15 protein-coding genes and 2 pseudogenes are annotated in these 16953 nt (G+C 64.2%); 10 read left to right on the top strand and 7 right to left on the bottom strand.

Annotated features, from left to right (window positions below; all coding sequences use genetic code 11):
• Nucleotides 1-5: 5 nt before the first annotated feature.
• From B4383_RS20355 to B4383_RS20365, 3 genes are read right to left on the bottom strand one after another with little or no spacing between them, the layout of a single operon-like run.
• Nucleotides 6-1478, bottom strand: coding sequence for an NAD(P)/FAD-dependent oxidoreductase (locus tag B4383_RS20355; RefSeq protein WP_078293033.1), 1473 nt, complete (start codon nucleotides 1476-1478; stop codon nucleotides 6-8).
• Entirely contained in the window at nucleotides 1475-2398 is a 924-nt protein-coding gene (locus tag B4383_RS20360; RefSeq protein WP_078293032.1) for a reductase, read from the bottom strand. Before B4383_RS20360 ends, B4383_RS20355 begins: the two co-directional genes overlap by 4 nt.
• 17 nt (nucleotides 2399-2415) lie before the next feature.
• Entirely contained in the window at nucleotides 2416-3255 is an 840-nt protein-coding gene (locus B4383_RS20365; RefSeq protein ID WP_078293076.1) for an SDR family NAD(P)-dependent oxidoreductase, read from the bottom strand.
• A 98-nt stretch (nucleotides 3256-3353) separates the two neighbouring features.
• On the opposite strand from B4383_RS20365, the gene B4383_RS20370 reads away from it, so the two are divergent.
• On the top strand, nucleotides 3354-3986 hold the full coding sequence (locus tag B4383_RS20370; protein ID WP_078293031.1) for a TetR/AcrR family transcriptional regulator: 633 nt from the start codon (nucleotides 3354-3356) through the stop codon (nucleotides 3984-3986).
• A gap of 9 nt (nucleotides 3987-3995) precedes the next feature.
• Here B4383_RS20370 and B4383_RS20375 read toward each other — a convergent pair whose 3' ends face one another.
• Complete coding sequence (locus B4383_RS20375) at nucleotides 3996-5228, bottom strand: glycosyltransferase family 4 protein (RefSeq protein ID WP_139360930.1); 1233 nt, start codon at nucleotides 5226-5228, stop codon at nucleotides 3996-3998.
• Between the two features lie 80 nt (nucleotides 5229-5308).
• On the opposite strand from B4383_RS20375, the gene B4383_RS20380 reads away from it, so the two are divergent.
• The 6 genes from B4383_RS20380 to mmsB all read left to right on the top strand — a co-directional run bounded on the left by B4383_RS20380 (nucleotide 5309) and on the right by mmsB (nucleotide 12289).
• On the top strand, nucleotides 5309-6088 hold the full coding sequence (locus B4383_RS20380; protein ID WP_078293029.1) for a class I SAM-dependent methyltransferase: 780 nt from the start codon (nucleotides 5309-5311) through the stop codon (nucleotides 6086-6088).
• Between the two features lie 43 nt (nucleotides 6089-6131).
• Complete coding sequence (locus B4383_RS20385; RefSeq protein ID WP_078293028.1) at nucleotides 6132-7352, top strand: phosphotransferase family protein; 1221 nt, start codon at nucleotides 6132-6134, stop codon at nucleotides 7350-7352.
• On the top strand, nucleotides 7349-8476 hold the full coding sequence (locus B4383_RS20390) for a hypothetical protein (protein ID WP_078293027.1): 1128 nt from the start codon (nucleotides 7349-7351) through the stop codon (nucleotides 8474-8476). Before B4383_RS20385 ends, B4383_RS20390 begins: the two co-directional genes overlap by 4 nt.
• Nucleotides 8473-9939, top strand: coding sequence for an aldehyde dehydrogenase (locus B4383_RS20395; RefSeq protein WP_078293026.1), 1467 nt, complete (start codon nucleotides 8473-8475; stop codon nucleotides 9937-9939). The genes B4383_RS20390 and B4383_RS20395 overlap by 4 nt, the downstream gene beginning before the upstream one ends.
• Before the next feature lie 76 nt (nucleotides 9940-10015).
• Nucleotides 10016-11362 carry an MFS transporter gene (locus B4383_RS20400; protein WP_078293025.1) on the top strand — a complete coding sequence of 449 codons (1347 nt, stop codon included), beginning with the start codon at nucleotides 10016-10018 and terminating at the stop codon, nucleotides 11360-11362.
• A 15-nt stretch (nucleotides 11363-11377) separates the two neighbouring features.
• A complete protein-coding gene (mmsB, locus tag B4383_RS20405) occupies nucleotides 11378-12289 on the top strand; it encodes a 3-hydroxyisobutyrate dehydrogenase (RefSeq protein ID WP_078293024.1) in 912 nt (303 codons plus the stop codon).
• Here mmsB and B4383_RS20410 read toward each other — a convergent pair.
• Nucleotides 12277-12796: pseudogene (locus B4383_RS20410) on the bottom strand (cytochrome c oxidase assembly protein); the annotation flags it as partial. The gene mmsB and the pseudogene B4383_RS20410 overlap by 13 nt on opposite strands.
• A 251-nt stretch (nucleotides 12797-13047) precedes the next feature.
• Between B4383_RS20410 and B4383_RS20415 the strand changes: the two are divergent.
• Complete coding sequence (locus B4383_RS20415; protein WP_078293023.1) at nucleotides 13048-13272, top strand: hypothetical protein; 225 nt, start codon at nucleotides 13048-13050, stop codon at nucleotides 13270-13272.
• A 57-nt stretch (nucleotides 13273-13329) separates the two neighbouring features.
• Here B4383_RS20415 and B4383_RS20420 read toward each other — a convergent pair whose 3' ends face one another.
• The gene (locus B4383_RS20420; RefSeq protein WP_078293022.1) at nucleotides 13330-14163 is read right to left on the bottom strand and encodes an LLM class F420-dependent oxidoreductase; all 834 of its coding nucleotides are present in this window, start codon (nucleotides 14161-14163) and stop codon (nucleotides 13330-13332) included.
• 78 nt (nucleotides 14164-14241) lie between these two features.
• Between B4383_RS20420 and B4383_RS27475 the strand changes: the two are divergent.
• Nucleotides 14242-14602: pseudogene (locus B4383_RS27475) on the top strand (hypothetical protein).
• Between the two features lie 41 nt (nucleotides 14603-14643).
• On the opposite strand, the gene B4383_RS20430 reads toward B4383_RS27475, so the two are convergent.
• Nucleotides 14644-15297 carry a response regulator transcription factor gene (locus B4383_RS20430; protein ID WP_078293075.1) on the bottom strand — a complete coding sequence of 218 codons (654 nt, stop codon included), beginning with the start codon at nucleotides 15295-15297 and terminating at the stop codon, nucleotides 14644-14646.
• A gap of 158 nt (nucleotides 15298-15455) precedes the next feature.
• On the opposite strand from B4383_RS20430, the gene B4383_RS20435 reads away from it, so the two are divergent.
• Nucleotides 15456-16946, top strand: a complete 1491-nt coding sequence (locus B4383_RS20435) for a DUF4118 domain-containing protein (protein ID WP_286143916.1) — start codon at nucleotides 15456-15458, stop codon at nucleotides 16944-16946.
• The last annotated feature ends 7 nt before the right edge of the window (nucleotides 16947-16953 follow it).

Raw genomic sequence — 16953 nt, forward strand, 5'->3', positions numbered from 1 at the left:
CACCGTCATCGGGTCGCGGGAGCCACCGCACTCGCCGTGAAGCAGTAGTCGTCGAGCTCAACTTCCTGTAGCTGCCCGGCGAACTGAGTGGCGAAACCCGGGAACATGGTGGTGTTCTTGCCGTCCTCGGTCAGGTACCAGCTCTGACACCCGGAGTTCCACGTGGTCTTCTCCAGCCGCTGTTGAATATCGTCGTTGAACCTGTCCTGCCGGTCCTTGCGCACATCGAGGGTCAGCAGGCCCCGGCTGCGGATGATGCCGATCGCCCGCACGATGTAGTCGATCTGCGACTCCATGTAGACGAGCGCGGAGTTGTGCCCCGGGCCCGAGTTGGGGCCGAAGGTGAAGAACAGATTCGGGTAACCCGAGACATTCACACTCTTGTATGCGTATGCACCGCTTGACCATTCGTCGGCAAGCTTCCTGCCGTCGCGACCCGCGATCGGGAACGGGGTGCCGGCCTTGCACACATCGAACCCGGTCGCGAAGACAATGCAATCCACATCGTGCTCGATGCCATCGGCGGTGCGGACACCGTTGGGGGCCAGGGTCGCGATGGGCCAGGTGATCAGCTTGCAGTTCTCCTTCTCGAGGGCTGCGTAGTAGTCACTGGTCATCAACATGCGTTTGCACCCTGCCCGGAAATCGGGAGTCAGCTGGCGACGAGTCCAGGGGTCCTTGATCTGTCGGCGCAGGTTCGCCTTGGCGATCCATTGGATGACGGAGGTCATCGGGGTGTCCCACACCATCCCCAGGGACGCGGCCTCATGCGTCCAGTACCACGCCTGCCGAGCCGCACTCTGCAGCACCGGGGTGCTACCGAAAAGCCTTTGTGCCCACGCCGGATGCTCAAAGTTCAATCGCGGCAGGACCCAACCGGGCGTCCGCTGGAACACCTTGACCCGGGCAGCCGTCTTGACCAGTTCCGGGATGATCTGCACGGCACTGGCTCCCGTACCGATCACCGCGACATGCTTGCCCGTCATGTCATAGTCATGGTCCCAGCGCGCGCTGTGGATCTTATGACCCGTATAGCTGTCGAGGCCACGGATATCGGGCCAGCTGACATTGGCCAGCGGGCCCGCCGCCATGACGGCACTGCGGGCGGTGAAGGTATCGCCCGCAGTGGTGTCGGCGGTCCAAAGTGCGGCGTCCTCGTCGAATGTCAGCGAGGTGACCTCGACACCGAATCTGATGAAGCGTCGCAACTGGTGTTTGTCGACCATGCCCTCGATGTAGCGGAGTATCTCGGGACCACCCGAATACGCCGAGGACCATTGCGGGTTCTGTTCGAAGGAATACGAATACAGCAGCGACGGAATATCGCACGCCGCACCGGGATAGGTGTTGTCCCGCCAGGTGCCACCCACGCCGTCACTTCGTTCCAGGATGGTGAAATCCTCGATTCCCTGCTCCAACAGGCGGATCGCGGTACCCAGACCTGCGAATCCCGCACCGATGATCAGCACCTCGCTCATCGCGACACCGGTTCATAGGTGAGTTCCACCGACCAGGTGGGCGTCTTGCCCAGTACGCGAATCGGGAACAAATCGATGGCCTTGCCCATGGATTCGGAGAGGAACTGGAACGGCTGCGTCTGGTTGATCGCGATGCGCGCATGGTGCTTGATGAGGTGATAGCTGGGCAGTCGGCGGGTGTTCTCGCTGCGCTCACCCACGGTTTCGTATCGCTTGATCGCGTTGTAGAGCTTCTCCTCGGAGAGTCCCATCGCCGAGATGTTGGTGATCATCCGAGTCAGCAGCGGCGAGTAGATCAGTAGGCCAAGGAGCACCGACGGCTGCACGAAGGTCCCCACCGTCTCCACCACGAGCTGGCGCATGGAGTTGGCACCCAGCATGTCCAGGACCTGGAAACCCACGGCGAGGTGCCGGGACTCATCGCTGTTGATATGCCGGAAGACCTCATGGCACAACGGGTCTTCCACTTCGTCCAGCAGGAACTTGACCAGGGCGCCGTCGAGTGCGGTCTCCAGCGAGGGGATAACCGTGCCCAGCGATGCCAGCGACAGGCTGTCGCTATACCGGTCCAGCCATTCGATGACGAGACGGATGTTCTTGTTGGGCACGGGCATTTCGCCCTCTTCGATCATTCCCCAGCGGCGCATGAGGGCCAACTCGGCATTGGCGTGCCGCTGCTCCTCTGCGTGGAAGTAGGTGTAGATCTGCTTGAGCACCTCGTTCGGCGCCTTCTGCGCCAGGGCGGCGAAGCCCCGTGCCCCCACGTTCTCGATCCAGACCAGGTCCGACATGAAGTCCTTGAGCGAGGGGCGCTGCTCATCGGTGATCCTGTCCGCACCCGGTGCGTCCCAGTCGATATCGGCCAACGCCCACTGCTTGTCCTTGATGGTCGCCAATACGTTGTCGAGTGCGATTGCCACCTTTGTTTCCTTTCTCGTCAGTTCTCGCGCTGGCGGGAGATTCGTTCGGTAAGGCCCAGCGCCTTGGTGTAGGTGTCGGGAGCCAAGCGCTTGGCCTGCCACATGAATCGCGCATCGAGCTGAGGAAGGACATACAGCTGACCTCGATCGTGAGCATCGAGACAGCCGCGAGCCACTGAATCCGCAGAGACACCAGTCCATTTCATGGCCGTGGCGGCAAGGCGGGCGGCCGAGTCCTCGATGATTCCGCTCGCGACGATGTTCGTCTTGACGAAGGTCGGGCATAGCACCGTGACGGCAACGCCGGTACCGCTGAGTTCGGCGGCAAGTGTCTCCGACAGTGCCAACACCCCGGCCTTGCTGACGTTGTAGGCACCCATGCGCGGCGCGGCCGCGTAGCTCGCCGCCGAGGCGACGTTGATGATGCCGCCGCGCCCCTGCTCCCGCAGACGGGGTGCGAACACGTGGCAACCGTGGACAACCCCCCACAGGTTCACCCCAAGGGTCCTGTGCCAATCAGCGAGAGGCGCGGCACCGACAACCTGACCACCGGCACCGATGCCCGCGTTGTTGATCACCAGATCCGCCGGGCCCCCGAACCATTCCTCGGCGGTATCAGCCAGCGCTTCGACCTCATCGAACACCGAAACGTCACAAGCTGCCTCGACCGCACGGTCCCCGATCAGTGCGGCGGTTTCCTGGGCGCCCGGCAGGTCGATATCAGCGCATACGACCCGACCCCCGCGACGCGCCAGTTCGAGAGCAAACGCCCGGCCGATACCGCTGGACGCACCCGTCACCACCGCATTGACATTCCGCGTGCGGCGCTCACCGCGGCCGAAGCCCAAAAAGCTCACCACGAGCAGACCACAGCACATTCTGGTGGCATCCGCCACAACTGACTGCACATGCCACCACTTTGACCTACGGCGTGTGCGGCTGTCAACATGGGGCGATGGCGGCATCAGCAGGTCTGTGGGGCGGGCGTACCGCGGCGGAGCGCCGCGCTGAACGTCGGGAACGACTGGTCGCCGCCGCCCAGGAAATCTGGGCTGAGCAGGGGTGGGCCGCGGTCACCATGCGCGGCGTCTGCTCACGAACGTCGTTAAACGACAGGTACTTCTACGACGATTTCGCCGATCGTGACGATCTGCTGACTGCGGTCTGGGACGGCATGCGCGACGAACTCATCGCGCGGATCTCCGACATCGTCGGCGAGAATCCGGACCGCCCTCCGCTGGACACACTGCATAAGGCGATCGCCCTTGTCGTCGAACGTGTTTCCACCGATCCGGGCTGGGCGCAGATCATGTTTGTCCGGCACGCCGGCAGCACCGTGCTTGAAGAGCGACGCACCGATCTATTGCACCAGGCGACGGCCGTCCTCATGGCCGCGGCCGAGCCCTACCTTGTGAAGAACGTTGACCGGACCGGGTTCCGAATGGACACCCTGGTGGGTATCGGAGGATTCAGCGAGCTGGTCAACGCCTGGCGCTCGGGGCTTCTAGACGTGAGCACCGATGAGGTCATCGAGCACAGCACCCGCATCGGGGCCACCCTCGCGGCCCGGTATCTCACTGCGGGCTGATCCGTTAGATCAGGCGGGAACCTCGACCTGCGGAGCCGCGACCGGTTCGTCACCGACGATCCCCGACACCGGGATGCCCAGCACCGCTGCCTTGAGCACGGTCCACGCACCGGCCGCGCTGCGCTGCCACGACAGGTCGGCACAGCGAGCACGCGCCGCCTCGCCCATCCGGTAACGAAGGTTGTTGTCCGCCAACAGGGTCGCGGTATGGCGGACAAATTCATCCTGGTCGCGTGCCAGCAGACCGGTGATGCCGTCGGTGACCGAATCGGTAAGCCCACCGGAAGAGCGGTAGCCGATCGTGGGTACGCCATGCTGCGCGGCCTCGGTGACCGCCAGGCCCCAGCCTTCCTTGCGAGACGGCATCAGGTGCACCCAAGCACGTTGCAGCACCCGGTGCTTGGCTTCCTCGCCGAGGTATCCGTGGAATGTCACCGACTCGGAAATACCCAGCCGGGCAGCATGTCCCACTAGCGGATCCATCCACCAGCCATCGCCGACGACATCGAGATGCACGTCGGGCACATGGTCACGCAGCAGTGCGAGCGTGGTCAGCGCGTGCTCAATCTGCTTATGCGGCACCAAGCGCGAGAGCACCACGACGCGCGGCGTCTCGCTGCGCACACCGTCCAGAGCCGCTGCCGCCGACAGTGCCGGTATCTGATCGATACCGTTGCGCACCACAGCAATCCGGCCGGGCTCCACACCGAGCGCCACTAAGTCGGATGCGGATGGCTGCGAGACCGTCAAGTACTGATTGCGCCGATGCATCCGCGGAGACAACCGCGACTCCAGCCACCAGCCCAGCCTGCCGATGAGCTGTCCTGCCACCGGCCACTGCTCCCGGTGGCAGTGGTGCACCAACAGCACCACGGGCGCCGTCACCACGGTGCTGGCAAAAAAGGGGATGCCGTTCTGGGTATCGATGACGACATCGGGGCGCACATCACGCAGCGCCCCCAGCCCGACGCGACCGGCTAGGAGCGACAGCAGTGCGCGAGGGTACACCGTGAACCGCCCACCGCCGCGCGAGATACGTACTCCGTTCACCACCTCATGGCGGGGCGCGCCCGGATAGGCGGCACATCGCAGCGTCACCTTCACGCCGGATGCGGCCAGCTCGGCGCCGATGCGCTGCAGGTACGTCTCGCTACCGCCGCCCTGCGGATGGTCGGTATCACGCCAGCACAACATGAGGACCTCCCGCGGGAGGCCCGGCTGATCTGACACTTCACTTAACACCGCTAAGCACCCTAGGCCGTTAGGGTGGGCCTCCAGAAATTTCGTGTTCCGTAAAAGAAGACCGAGCAGAACGAGAACCCGTGCCAGATATCACCAATCTGTTTGCGCAACGAGCCACGCTTCGGCGTTCTACCAGCTTGTTATCGTCTTTCCGCTTCGAGCAGAGTGCGCCGGAGAGATTCTACGGAACGGTGGCGCAGGACACAGTTCATCTGGTCACCGACTTGTGGCTGCAGGCAATCGGCACCGGATTGCAGGGTCGCACGGTGCTGGATGTCGGGGGCGGGCCGGGCTACTTCGCCTCGGCGTTCGCCGACGCCGGAGCACAGTACGTCGGGGTCGAACCAGACCCCCGGGAGATGCACGCGGCCGCCGAAGGAACCCGGGGCATCCACGATCCACGTGCCGCATATCTGCGCGCATCCGGAATGGCCTTGCCGTTCGCCGACGACAGCGTCGACATCTGCCTGTCCTCCAACGTCGCCGAGCACATACCCGAGCCCTGGCGCCTCGGCGCGGAGATGTTGCGGGTCACCCGCCCGGGCGGGCTGGCGGTCTTGTCGTACACCGTCTGGCTCGGCCCTTTCGGTGGCCACGAAATGGGTCTGACGCATTACTTCGGTGGCGCCCGCGCGGCCCGCTGGTACACCCGCAAGCACGGCCATCCGCCCAAGAACAACTACGGGTCGTCACTTTTCCCGGTCTCGGTGCGCGACGGGCTCCGGTGGGCACACAGCACGGGCGCGCTAGTTGCCGCATTTCCCCGCTACCACCCCAAATGGGCATGGTGGATCACCAAAGTTCCCGCTGCACGGGAGGTTCTGGTGAGCAATCTGGTGCTTGTCCTGCGTCCCCGCTGAATCCAGAATTGCAACAGGTTCCACTTCCCCTGACTGCCCGGTAGTGTTGCGTACGTCACGCAACGAGGCGGACATGAAACGGAAGTCACGACACTTGACTGAGCAGACAGCGACGCATGAGGACGTTGCACGCCCCGCAGAATCACAACGGGACCCGGAAACCTTGCGCGGCGCACTCGCCGAGTGGATCTCCGCCCAGCTGCCGGCCGATGCCGCGCTCAGCGTGGACCACGCAGAGCTGCCCAGCGCCAACGGCATGTCCAGCGAGACGATCCTGGCCGATGCGCAGTGGACCGAGAACGGTGAGCGCGCCGCCCACCGGCTGGTGATTAGGACGGCACCTCAGCCCGACTCGAGCCCGGTGTTTTCCACCTATGACATGCGCCGCCAGTTCGACGTGATGGACAAGCTCGGCCGGCACACCAGCGCGGTGGTGCCGCCGGTGCTCTGGTACTGCGATGACCCCTCGGTGCTCGGCGGCGAGTTCTTCGTCATGAAGCGCGTCGACGGTGAGGTGCCGCCCGACCGAATGCCCTACACCTTCGGATCCTGGGTGACCGAGGCCTCCGCTGCCGACCGCCGCAAGATGCAGCGGCTCACCGTTGACCAGATCGCCCGGGTTCACTCGGCGCCCATCGAAGAGTTCACATTCCTCGACGACGCCCGTGAGGGAGAGACGGGTCTGGACGCCCATGTGCGCCGCACCCACGAGTTCTATGAGTGGGTACGCGGCAGTGCTGGCGCTGGTCCCACCATTCCGTTGATCGACCGCGGCTTCATGTGGTTGCGCGAGAACTGGCCGACCGAATCGCTACGCACGAAAGATGCTGTCAGCTGGGGTGATTCGCGGCCGGGAAACGTCATTTACCAGGATTTCGAACCGGTGGCGCTGCTAGACTGGGAGATGGCCACCGTGGGGCCCCGCGAGCTCGATCTCGGATGGATCATCTTCCTGCACAGATTCTTCCAGGATCTGGCCGAAGTGGCGACGCTACCGGGCCTCCCGGATTTCTGCCGGCGCGAGGATATCGCCGCCGAGTACGCCGCACTCACCGGGCACCACGCGAGCGATCTGGACTTCTACACCGCCTATGCCGCACTGCAGCACGCCGTGATCATGGTGCGCATTCAGATGCGTGCCATGGCTTTTGGTATGGCGGAGATGCCGAATGACCCCGATGATCTGATCCTGCACAGGGCCACGCTGGAGAAGATGCTGGACGGAAAGTACTGGTCGCAGCTCGGAGAGGAGACCGGCCCGTGAGCCTGTCCCCCTTCGACGATTACCCGATCCATCAGATCGCCGATGTGGTCCGCCATGTCGGCACCTCGGATCGAAACTTCTATGACCGCTACTACTTTGGCTGCCACGGCGGGCGCGCCGACCTGCCGTATCTGATCACCGGACTGGGCGTTTACCCGAATCTGGGCGTCACCGATGCATTCGCTTCGGTGCGCGACGGCGACGACATCGTCGTGTTCCGGGCCTCGCGCGCATTGGGCGACGACCGGGCCGATCTCAAGGTCGGGCCGTACCGCATTGAGGTCCTCGAAGGTCTCAAGAGGGTGCGGCTGATTCTGGAACCCGGCGACGACTACGACCTCGCCTTCGATATCACCTACACCGGCGAGATACCGGCCTCCCTCGAACCTGGCCATTACCAGCGTCAGCTCGGCCGCGTGATGTTCGATACCTCACGGTTTGCCCAAACTGGCACCTGGACAGGCCAATTGACGGTTGGTGGTACCACCCATGAGCTGGATGGAGTCAACTGGTCGGGAAACCGCGATCGATCCTGGGGCATCCGCCCCGTCGGTGAGGGCGAACCCGCCGGACGGCGTGCCACCTTGGCCGGGGGCTTCTTCTGGCTCTACAACGTGATCTCGTTCCCTGAGTATTCGATCGTGTTCATCAACCAGGAAGACGAGCACGGCAACAAGGTCGTCAGCGGGGCGCGCCGGGTATGGCGTGACCCGGCGAAGGGGATCGACGAACTCGGACCCATTACGCACGACATCACCCTGGTTCCCGGTACCCGCGAAGCGAGTTCGGCGGTCATTACGTTGGGTGACATCACCATCAAGGCCGATATCGTGCTGCCGCACTACTTCGGCTTCGGCACCGGGTATGGCCTGGACCCGGATTGGCGCCACGGCATGTGGCAGGGCGACCTCGTCGTGCAGGGCAAGCGGTACAAGACCGCGGAGCTGGACGCCACGCTCACGTTGTTGTGCCCAGTCGACAATCTCGCCACCTTCACCGCCATCGAGAACGGCGTCGAGACCCACGGCAGTGGACTGTTCGAATTCGGCCCCATCGGCCCCCATAAACCCTCCGGCTTTACCGGGTTCGTTGATACACATCAGGAAAGAGACGGCGATTCATGACCAACGGGAACAACTTTGACAAGCTCTTCATCGGGGGCGTCTGGACCGAGCCGGCCACCGACCAGGTGATCAAGGTCATCTCGCCCGCCACCGGCCAAAAGGTCGGCCAGTGTCCGCTGGCCTCCCCCGCTGACGTCGAGGCGGCGGTCAGCGCCGCCCGCCGCGCCTTCGACGACGGCCCCTGGCCCAAGCTGACTCCGCACGAGCGGCAGGCGGTACTGCAGAAGGCAGTTGCCGGGCTAGAGGCTCGCAAGGACGAGATCTGCAAGGCCATCGCCGACGAGACCGGCGCTCCCCCCATGGTGATCGAAACGCTGCAATGGATGGGTGGCTTTGGCGCCATCCAGTACTACGCCAACGCGGCGGACGCGGTGAAGTGGAAGGAACTGCGCAACGGCGCCTACGGCCAGACCGTAGTGACCCGGGAGCCCGCCGGAGTGGTGGCCGCCATCGCGGCCTGGAATGTGCCGCTGTTCCTGGCGCTCAACAAGATCGGCCCGGCGTTCCTCGCGGGCTGCACGGTGGTGCTCAAGCCCGCCGCCGAGACTCCCCTGTCGAGCTTCATCCTGGCCGAGGTGTTCGCCGAGGCGGGCGTGCCCGAGGGCGTGCTGTCCGTGGTGCCGGGTGGAGCCGAAACCGGCCGGGCGCTGACCAACAACCCCGGCGTCGACGTATTCAGCTTCACCGGGAGCACCGTCGTCGGCAAGGAGATCGCCGAGATCGCCGCCAGGAATCTGAAGAAGGTCACCCTCGAGCTGGGCGGCAAGTCGGCGGCCATCGTGCTCGAGGACGCCGACCTGGCGGCGACCCTGCCGATGCTGGTGTTCGCGGGCCTGATGAACGCGGGCCAGGGCTGCGTCAACCAGACCCGGGTGCTGGCACCGCGGTCTCGGTACGACGAGGTAGTCGACGGCATCGTCGGCATGGTCTCGCTGATGGGAGTGGGACTGCCCGACGATCCCGCCACCCAGGTCGGGCCACTGATCACCGAGAAGCAGCGTGCCCGGGTAGAGGGCTACATCGCCAAGGGCATCGAGGAGGGCGCGCGGCTGGCCTTCGGCGGCAAGCGCCCCGAGGGGCTGGACAGCGGATACTTCGTACAGCCAACGATTTTCGCGGATGTCGACAACTCGATGACTATCGCGCAGGAGGAGATCTTCGGCCCGGTGCTCTCGATCATCGCCTACGACTCCGTGGATGAGGCCATCAAGATCGCCAACGACTCTCATTACGGCCTGGCGGGCAGTGTGTGGACCACCGATGTGCCCAAGGGTCTGGAGGTCGCGGCGCAGATCCGCACCGGCACCTACGGCATCAACTGGTACGCCTTCGACCCCAGCTGCCCATTCGGCGGCTACAAGCAGTCCGGTATCGGCCGCGAGAACGGGCCCGAGGGCATCGAGGAGTACTGCGAGCTCAAGAGCGTGCTGCTGCCGATGGGCTACACCCTCGACTCGATCTAGCCATCGAGTGCGAGCCTCACGCGGAAATCTTGCCCGAAATCCGCGTGAGGCTCGCGCTCGACGTTAGGGTTCGGCTGTGTCCACCACCGCAGAGGCCGACGCTGCTCCAACGGGTCTCCGCAAGGTCGTCGCGGCGTCGATGGCGGGCACCGTCGTCGAGTGGTACGAATTCTTCCTCTACGCCACCGCTGCCACCCTCGTCTTCAATAAGATCTTCTTCCCCGCTGTGCAGGCCGGGGGGAACGATCTCGACAACATCATCAAGGCCTTCCTCACCTATGCGGTCGGGTTTGTCGCGCGGCCTATCGGCGGAATCGTGTTCGGGCACTTCGGGGATCGCTACGGACGCAAGCACCTCCTGCAGATCGCGATCGTGCTGGTCGGTGTGGCCACCTTCCTCATGGGCTGCCTGCCGACCTTCGCCCAGATTGGCTATGGCGCCCCGGTCCTGCTGGTGGTGCTGAGGTTCCTGCAGGGTTTCGCGGTCGGCGGCGAATGGGGCGGCGCCGTGCTGCTGGTGGCCGAGCACTCCCCCGACGCCCAACGCGGGTTCTGGTCGAGCTGGCCACAGGCGGCCGTACCGCTGGGCAACCTACTGGCCACCCTGGTGCTGCTCACGTTGTCGTGGACGCTCTCCGATGCTGCGTTCCTGGCCTGGGGCTGGCGCGTCGGCTTCTGGTTGTCGGTCGTCATCGTGGCGATCGGGTACTACATCCGCACCCGGATATCCGATGCGCCGATCTTCCATGAGGCCCGCCGAGAACTGGAAGAGAACAAGGCCAGCTCCTACGGCGTCGTCGAGGTATTCCGCCGGTATCCGCGCGGGGTGTTCACCGCCATGGGGCTGCGCGTGGCCGAAAACATCCTCTACTACATGGTGGTCACCTTCTCGATCACCTATCTCAAGATCGAGCTCCACATGGATACCAGGCGGATTCTGTTGCTGCTCTTGATCGCTCACGCGGTCCAGGTGATTGCCCTGCCCATCGTGGGTCGGTATGCGGATATCGTCGGACGGCGTGCGCCCTATGCGCTGGGAGCCCTGCTGGCCGCGGGCTGGGGTTTCATCGCGTTCCCGATGTTCAACTCCCGAGATGAATGGGTGATCTTGGCGGCCATCGTGATCGGCCTGCTGGTGCACTCGCTGATGTTCGCGGGGCAGCCGGCGATCATGGCAGAGATGTTCCCCACCCGGATGCGCTACTCCGGGGTGTCGGTGGGCTACCAGGTAACCTCGATCTTCGCCGGGTCGCTGGCTCCCGTCATCGGCACCGCGCTGCTGAGCAAGTACCACAGCTGGGTGCCCGTGGCGATCTATCTGGCGGCCGTTGCTCCCATCACGCTGATCGCCGTGTGGGCACTGCCGGAGACCAAGGGCAGCTCGCTGCATGAGCTGGATGCGGCCGACAGGGCGCGCGCCTAGCGCTAGGTTGGTCCCATGGCGACCTATGGCTGGATCGGTTTGGGGAACATGGGCGGCCCAATGGCTGCCAATCTGGTGGCGGCCGGGCACACGGTGCGCGGCTTCGACCTCTCGGGTGACGCGCTGGCTGCTGCGGAAGCACGGGGCGTCACCGCGGTAGAGGAGGTCGCCGAGGTGCTGGCGGGCGCCGAGGTCGTGTTCACCATGCTGCCCAAGGGAGAGCATGTCCGCTCGGTGTTCGAAGGTCCCTACGGGATCTGGGAAAACGCCTCGCCATCAACGCTTCTGGTCGACAGCTCGACCGTCGACATCGAAACCTCGCGGTACTGTCACGCCGAGTCGGCACGCCGGGGGTTCCGGTTCGTCGACGCCCCGGTCTCCGGCGGGATCAGCGGCGCGCAGGCCGGCACGCTGTGCTTCATGCTCGGCGGCGATTTGGAAAATTCCGGTGCGGCAACCGATTACATCAAGCCGATGGCCGGACGTGTGATCCACGCGGGCGATGGTGGCGCCGGGGTGGCCGCGAAGATCTGCAACAACATGATGCTGTTCATCGACATGATGGCCAATTCGGAAGGCTCACAGTTGGCCGAGCGACTCGGCTTGGACCCCAAGGTGTTCTGGGAGATCTGCTCCGTGTCCTCGGCGCGGTCCTGGGCGCAGCAGACCTGGTACCCGGTGCCCGATATCATCGAATCCGCCGCCGCCAATCGCAATTTCGATGCCACCTTCACCGTTGACCTGGCGCACAAGGACGCCCGCCTGGCGCTGGCCGCCGGGGAAGCCACCGGCGTCAAGCTGCCCGCCGCGACCATGGTCACCGAGCAGTTTCAGCAGCTCATCGACGAAGGGCTGGGAGGCAAGGACTGCTCACTGATCGTCAAGTACGCAACCCCCGACGGATCGGCGCGCGGCTACGGGGCCTGACCGGGCCCGCCGTCGTGCAACTGCCGTAAAAGCCGGTTGTACGAAGCTAATTCGTCGTCCTGGCCGGCCTCGTCGGCCTCCCGCGCCTCGGTCTCGGTCTGTTCCTCGCGCCGCCACCGAATGGCGAATATCAGGGTGGTCGCGAGCGCGATCGGCTCACCGTAGGACCAGGCCAGCGCACCGGCCAACGCCTGGTCCTTGACCGGGTCAACAGCCCACCCGGCGGGCGGGTTGGCGAAGATACCGATCAGCGGCCTCGGCGCCATCATGAGGATCACACCGATGAATACGTGCAGCGGCATCTCCACGAAGATGTCGAACATCCGGCCCAGGTTGGTTCTGCCGGACCGGCAACGGGTCGGTGGACAGTATGGGGATGACGAAGAGCAGACCGCTGACCAAGAAGAAGATCTCTAACCCGGTGTGCCCCAGCCAGGTAGCAGCGATGGTGTCGAACAACTGCGACAAGTACAGGCCGTAGTAGCTGAACAGGAACAGCGGGATGGTCGGCGGGTCCCATTAGAGCAGCGACCAGGCCGTCGGCGGATCGGCCGGGATGGTGGTCAGCCCCGTAGGCCACCTCGCCTCGTTCATTGATTACATTATGCGCATATTTGAATGAACCGGCCATCCCGGGGAACCTATCCGGGCGTTCACCTGCAATTCGGATCGCCGCTAGCCAAACAGCATTGGTTCACAGCTTCGATAACTAGGGTGCGCGACGGGGCCGGGGAAACACAGCAAGAAAGGTACGAACGATGGCTGTATCCGTGAATCTCGAGAAGGCACTCGACAAGGCCTACGAGAACAAGGACCTCAAGGATGTCCTCGACGCACCTCCGTCGGCTCTCGCCGGTCTCACCGAGAAGCATGACGCGGCATTGAAGGAAGCCCTCAACATCTCGACCGTGCGCGAGCTGGGTACCAACAAGTACCTCGCGGTCGCGGCGGCGCTTGCCGCGCTGGAGAGCAAGACCGGCTAAACCGTTGCCCGAGAATGCGTCTGCGCAGACAACCGCTGCGCAGACGCATTCTCGTGGTCAGCCGCGAAGTGCCTCCGCCAGCGGCTCCAGCACGGCCGGGTCATAGGGCGGGGGCAGGTAGATGATGGCCAGATCGAGACCCTCCGCTCCCAGCGCGGCCGCCTCGTCGACAACCTTCGCGTAATCGCGATCCGCGCCAAGTCGGATGTGGGCCGAAAGCGTGATCTCGCCCGGATCTCGGCCGATCTCGGCGCAATGCGCGGCCAGCACATCACGTTTGCGTGCGAACTCCTCGGGCGGTCCGCCCACAAAGTTCCAGTGCTGGGCGTACTTGGCGGTGATCCGCAGCGTCCGCTTCTCGCCGCTACCGCCTATACAGATGGGCGGGTGCGGTTTCTGCGGCCCCTTGGGCTCGTTGCGAGCGTCCTTGAGCTGGTAAAACTTGCCGTCAAAGCTCGTCGTCTCCTGGCTCAGCAGACCGGTGAGCACCTCGCAGGCCTCCTCGAACCGGTCGAACCGCTCCTTGATGCTGCCCAGCTCGATGCCGTAGGCGCCGGATTCTTCCTCGTTCCAGCCGGCACCGATACCGAGTTCCAGGCGACCACCGGACACGATGTCCAGCGCCGAGGCCATGTTGGCCAGCACGGCCGGATGCCGATAGTGGATACCCGTCACCAGCACCCCAACACGCAGCCGCCGGGTGGCCTGCGCAAGCGCGGTGAGGGTTACCCAGCCTTCCAGGCATGGCCCAGTGGAGTCCGAGAAGATCGGATAGAAATGGTCAAAGGTCCAGCCGGACTCGAAGACGTCGATCTCGTCGGCCACCTTCCAGATGGCCAGCATGTCGTCCCAGGTGGTGCTCTGCGGAGATGTCTTGAATGCGAAGCGCATTCCACAACCTTAGGCAGGATTCACCTGGAGTGTCGACCAGGAAAGTTCAGCCCGCCCTGGGGATCGCCCCCAGCCGCAATGGCGGTCAGCATGGATGACAACTCGGACGACGGGACACCACCCTTGATGGCGACGAATGCTGTGCCGTTTGAGGCGCGGAGGAGAAAGGACGAGCATGCAAAGGCGCTATATCGTTTCCGGACTGTTGGTCAGCGGGGTGGTGTGCGCGCTTGCCTCCGCATCGCCTGCTTTCGCGAACGGGGGCGGGCAGAGCTGCACCACCGTACCCAATGTAGACACCATCTGCTGGTCACCGGGAAATGTCCAAATAACCAGTGCCACACCAATATACGATGTGCCAGTGGCATCGATATACCCGCCGTACTACCCGTTCGGAAGCGGCGGGTTCACCGCGATGCATGGACGCACTAGCGAATAATCCTTGCGCTGCAACAATGATTCACCCGTAACGTGCGTACATCATTGATGCGTGAGGAACGCCAACACCGCCAACACCCGGCGGTGGTACTCGTCGGCATGTCCCAGATCCAACCTGCGCATGACGCTGTGGACATGTTTCTCTACGGTGCTCTCGGTTATCCATAGCCGCCGCGCGATACCGGAATTCGACAATCCCTGGGCCATCAGTTCCAGCACCTCGAGTTCGCGGTGAGACAAGGCCGAGAGCGGATCGTCCTTACGCCGCACCGACAACAACTCCCGCACCAACTCCGGGTCGACGATCGAGCCGCCACCGGCGACGCGGGTACAGGCGTCCGCGAACTCCGTGACATCCCCCACCCGGCTCTTCAGCAGATACCCCACTCCGTCACCCGAGGTGATCAACTCCGCCGCGTACTCGACCTCGACATGTGCCGACAGCACGAGCACACCGATGCCGGGGTATTCGCCCCTGATCTTTTGGGCCGCTTCCAGCCCCTCGGTGGTATGTGTCGGTGGCATTCGAATATCGACGATGACGAGATCGGGACTCTCGGCTCGAACCAGGTCCAGCAGAGCCGCGGCGTCACCCGCACGACCGACCACCTCGAAGCCCGCCTTTTCCAGAACGCTCGCTACACCCTCCCGCAGCAACGTGTCGTCATCGGCCACCAAAACCCGTATCGCGGACATCTCGCCCAGGTTACCGCCGCCGCGCGGAGTGGGGATCGACCTCACTGTCGATACTATGGATTGGTGAGCGGGCCGCACGGCGGTTCACAGGCAGTGAGTAGACGTAGATACATATGCAGCACGCACCGCAGGCATCGTTGCCCAGAGCAGGCCAACTAATGCCGAGCAGATCGCAGTCGGACGAGGCTTCTCATACCGGCTGGTGGCGTTACATTTCCGGATGGCGCACACAACTATTCGGATCTACGCCGCCCTCGGTACACGCGGGCATCCCGGCATGCGTGCTGCTACTGGCCGCCGAGTCGTTGTTGACGATCTTCCTGCGCACGGTCGCACCCACCGAACATCTCGCCGCGATCTACCTCATGGGCATCCTCGTCATCTCGGTGATCTGGCGACTCCGGCTGGCTCTCGCGATGTCGATCGCCAGCGCTGTCGTCTTCGACTGTATTCGCAACTGGCCCACAGTCCATCCGCTGTCCACCGAGGGCCACAACCTCATCACTCACCTAAGTTTCCTCGCCGTGACGCTCACCGCCAGTGCCCTCGCCGCCCTCGCACGTGCCGGTACCCTCGAGGCCGAACGCCGCAGGCGCGAGGCCGCCGTGATCGCCCAGCAGCAAGCCGCCCTGAGGCGGACCGCCACTTTGGTCGCGAGCAATGTCCCGCCCACCGAGCTCTACGCCTCGGTGGTCGAGGAAGCCGCACACTGTTTTTCCGCGCCCACCGCGGTGTTGGTTCAGATACTGCCCGGCAATGAAGGCATCGTCTTGGCGAGCTACGGACCGACCGGGCCCCAAACACCGTTATCGGGCAAGCGTTTCCCCTTGCTCGATGCGAACAATGTTGCCCGGGAACTACGTCTGACCCCGGGTTTCGCCGCCCCCATTCTCGTTGACGCAACACCGTGGGGAGCACTCGTGGTCTGCACCGATGCGTCGACGCCCAAGACGGATATCCGCGCCGGAGTGCGCGACTTCGCCGACCTCGTGGCGACCGCTATCGCCAACGCCGCCACCCGGCAAGAGCTCGCCGCCTCGCGCGCCCGCCTCGTATCCGCCTCGGATACGGCGCGTCGCCGGCTCGAACGCGACCTCCACGACGGAGCACAGCAGCGACTGGCCTACCTACGGCTCAAACTCGGTGTGGTCAGATCCTCCGTCCCTCCCGACGACGTCGAATTGGGCCGCGAACTCAACGCCCTGGACGCCGACCTCGCCGCCGTCACCCGAGAACTCCAAGAGTTCTCGCGGGGCCTGCATCCCGCGATCTTGTCGAAGGGCCTGGCGCCCGCACTACGCACGCTGGCTCGGCGCTCACTTATCCCAGTGCGCACAGAGCTGACTCTCAACCAGAAGCACGCCGAATCCGTAGAGATCGCCGCCTATTACGTTGTCGCCGAAGCGCTCGCGAACACCGCCAAACACTCGCGGGCTAACGAGATTATTCTCTGCGCCCGTGAGAATCCCGACCAGATTCAGATAACCGTCAGCGACGACGGCGTGGGAGGGGCCAAACCACACAAAGGCACCGGGCTCATCGGACTGACCGACCGAGTCGCGGCACTCGGCGGCCGTTTGGATGTCCACAGTGCGGCGGGTCGCGGTACCTCGATGACGGCGACCATTCCGTTGCACCGTTCCGTGTAGTCAGCGC

Origin of the sequence: Mycobacterium sp. D16R24, from assembly GCF_002013385.1 — a bacterium.
Classification (GTDB): domain Bacteria; phylum Actinomycetota; class Actinomycetes; order Mycobacteriales; family Mycobacteriaceae; genus Mycobacterium.

Coding starts and splice junctions, on each gene's coding strand:
- B4383_RS20355 (WP_078293033.1), bottom strand. CDS start 1,478: ATGAGCGAGGTGCTGATCATCGGTGCGGGATTCGCAGGTCTGGGTACC.
- B4383_RS20370 (WP_078293031.1), top strand. CDS start 3,354: ATGGCGGCATCAGCAGGTCTGTGGGGCGGGCGTACCGCGGCGGAGCGC.
- B4383_RS20395 (WP_078293026.1), top strand. CDS start 8,473: ATGACCAACGGGAACAACTTTGACAAGCTCTTCATCGGGGGCGTCTGG.
- mmsB (WP_078293024.1), top strand. CDS start 11,378: ATGGCGACCTATGGCTGGATCGGTTTGGGGAACATGGGCGGCCCAATG.
- B4383_RS20415 (WP_078293023.1), top strand. CDS start 13,048: ATGGCTGTATCCGTGAATCTCGAGAAGGCACTCGACAAGGCCTACGAG.
- B4383_RS20420 (WP_078293022.1), bottom strand. CDS start 14,163: ATGCGCTTCGCATTCAAGACATCTCCGCAGAGCACCACCTGGGACGAC.
- B4383_RS20430 (WP_078293075.1), bottom strand. CDS start 15,297: ATGTCCGCGATACGGGTTTTGGTGGCCGATGACGACACGTTGCTGCGG.
- B4383_RS20435 (WP_286143916.1), top strand. CDS start 15,456: ATGCCGAGCAGATCGCAGTCGGACGAGGCTTCTCATACCGGCTGGTGG.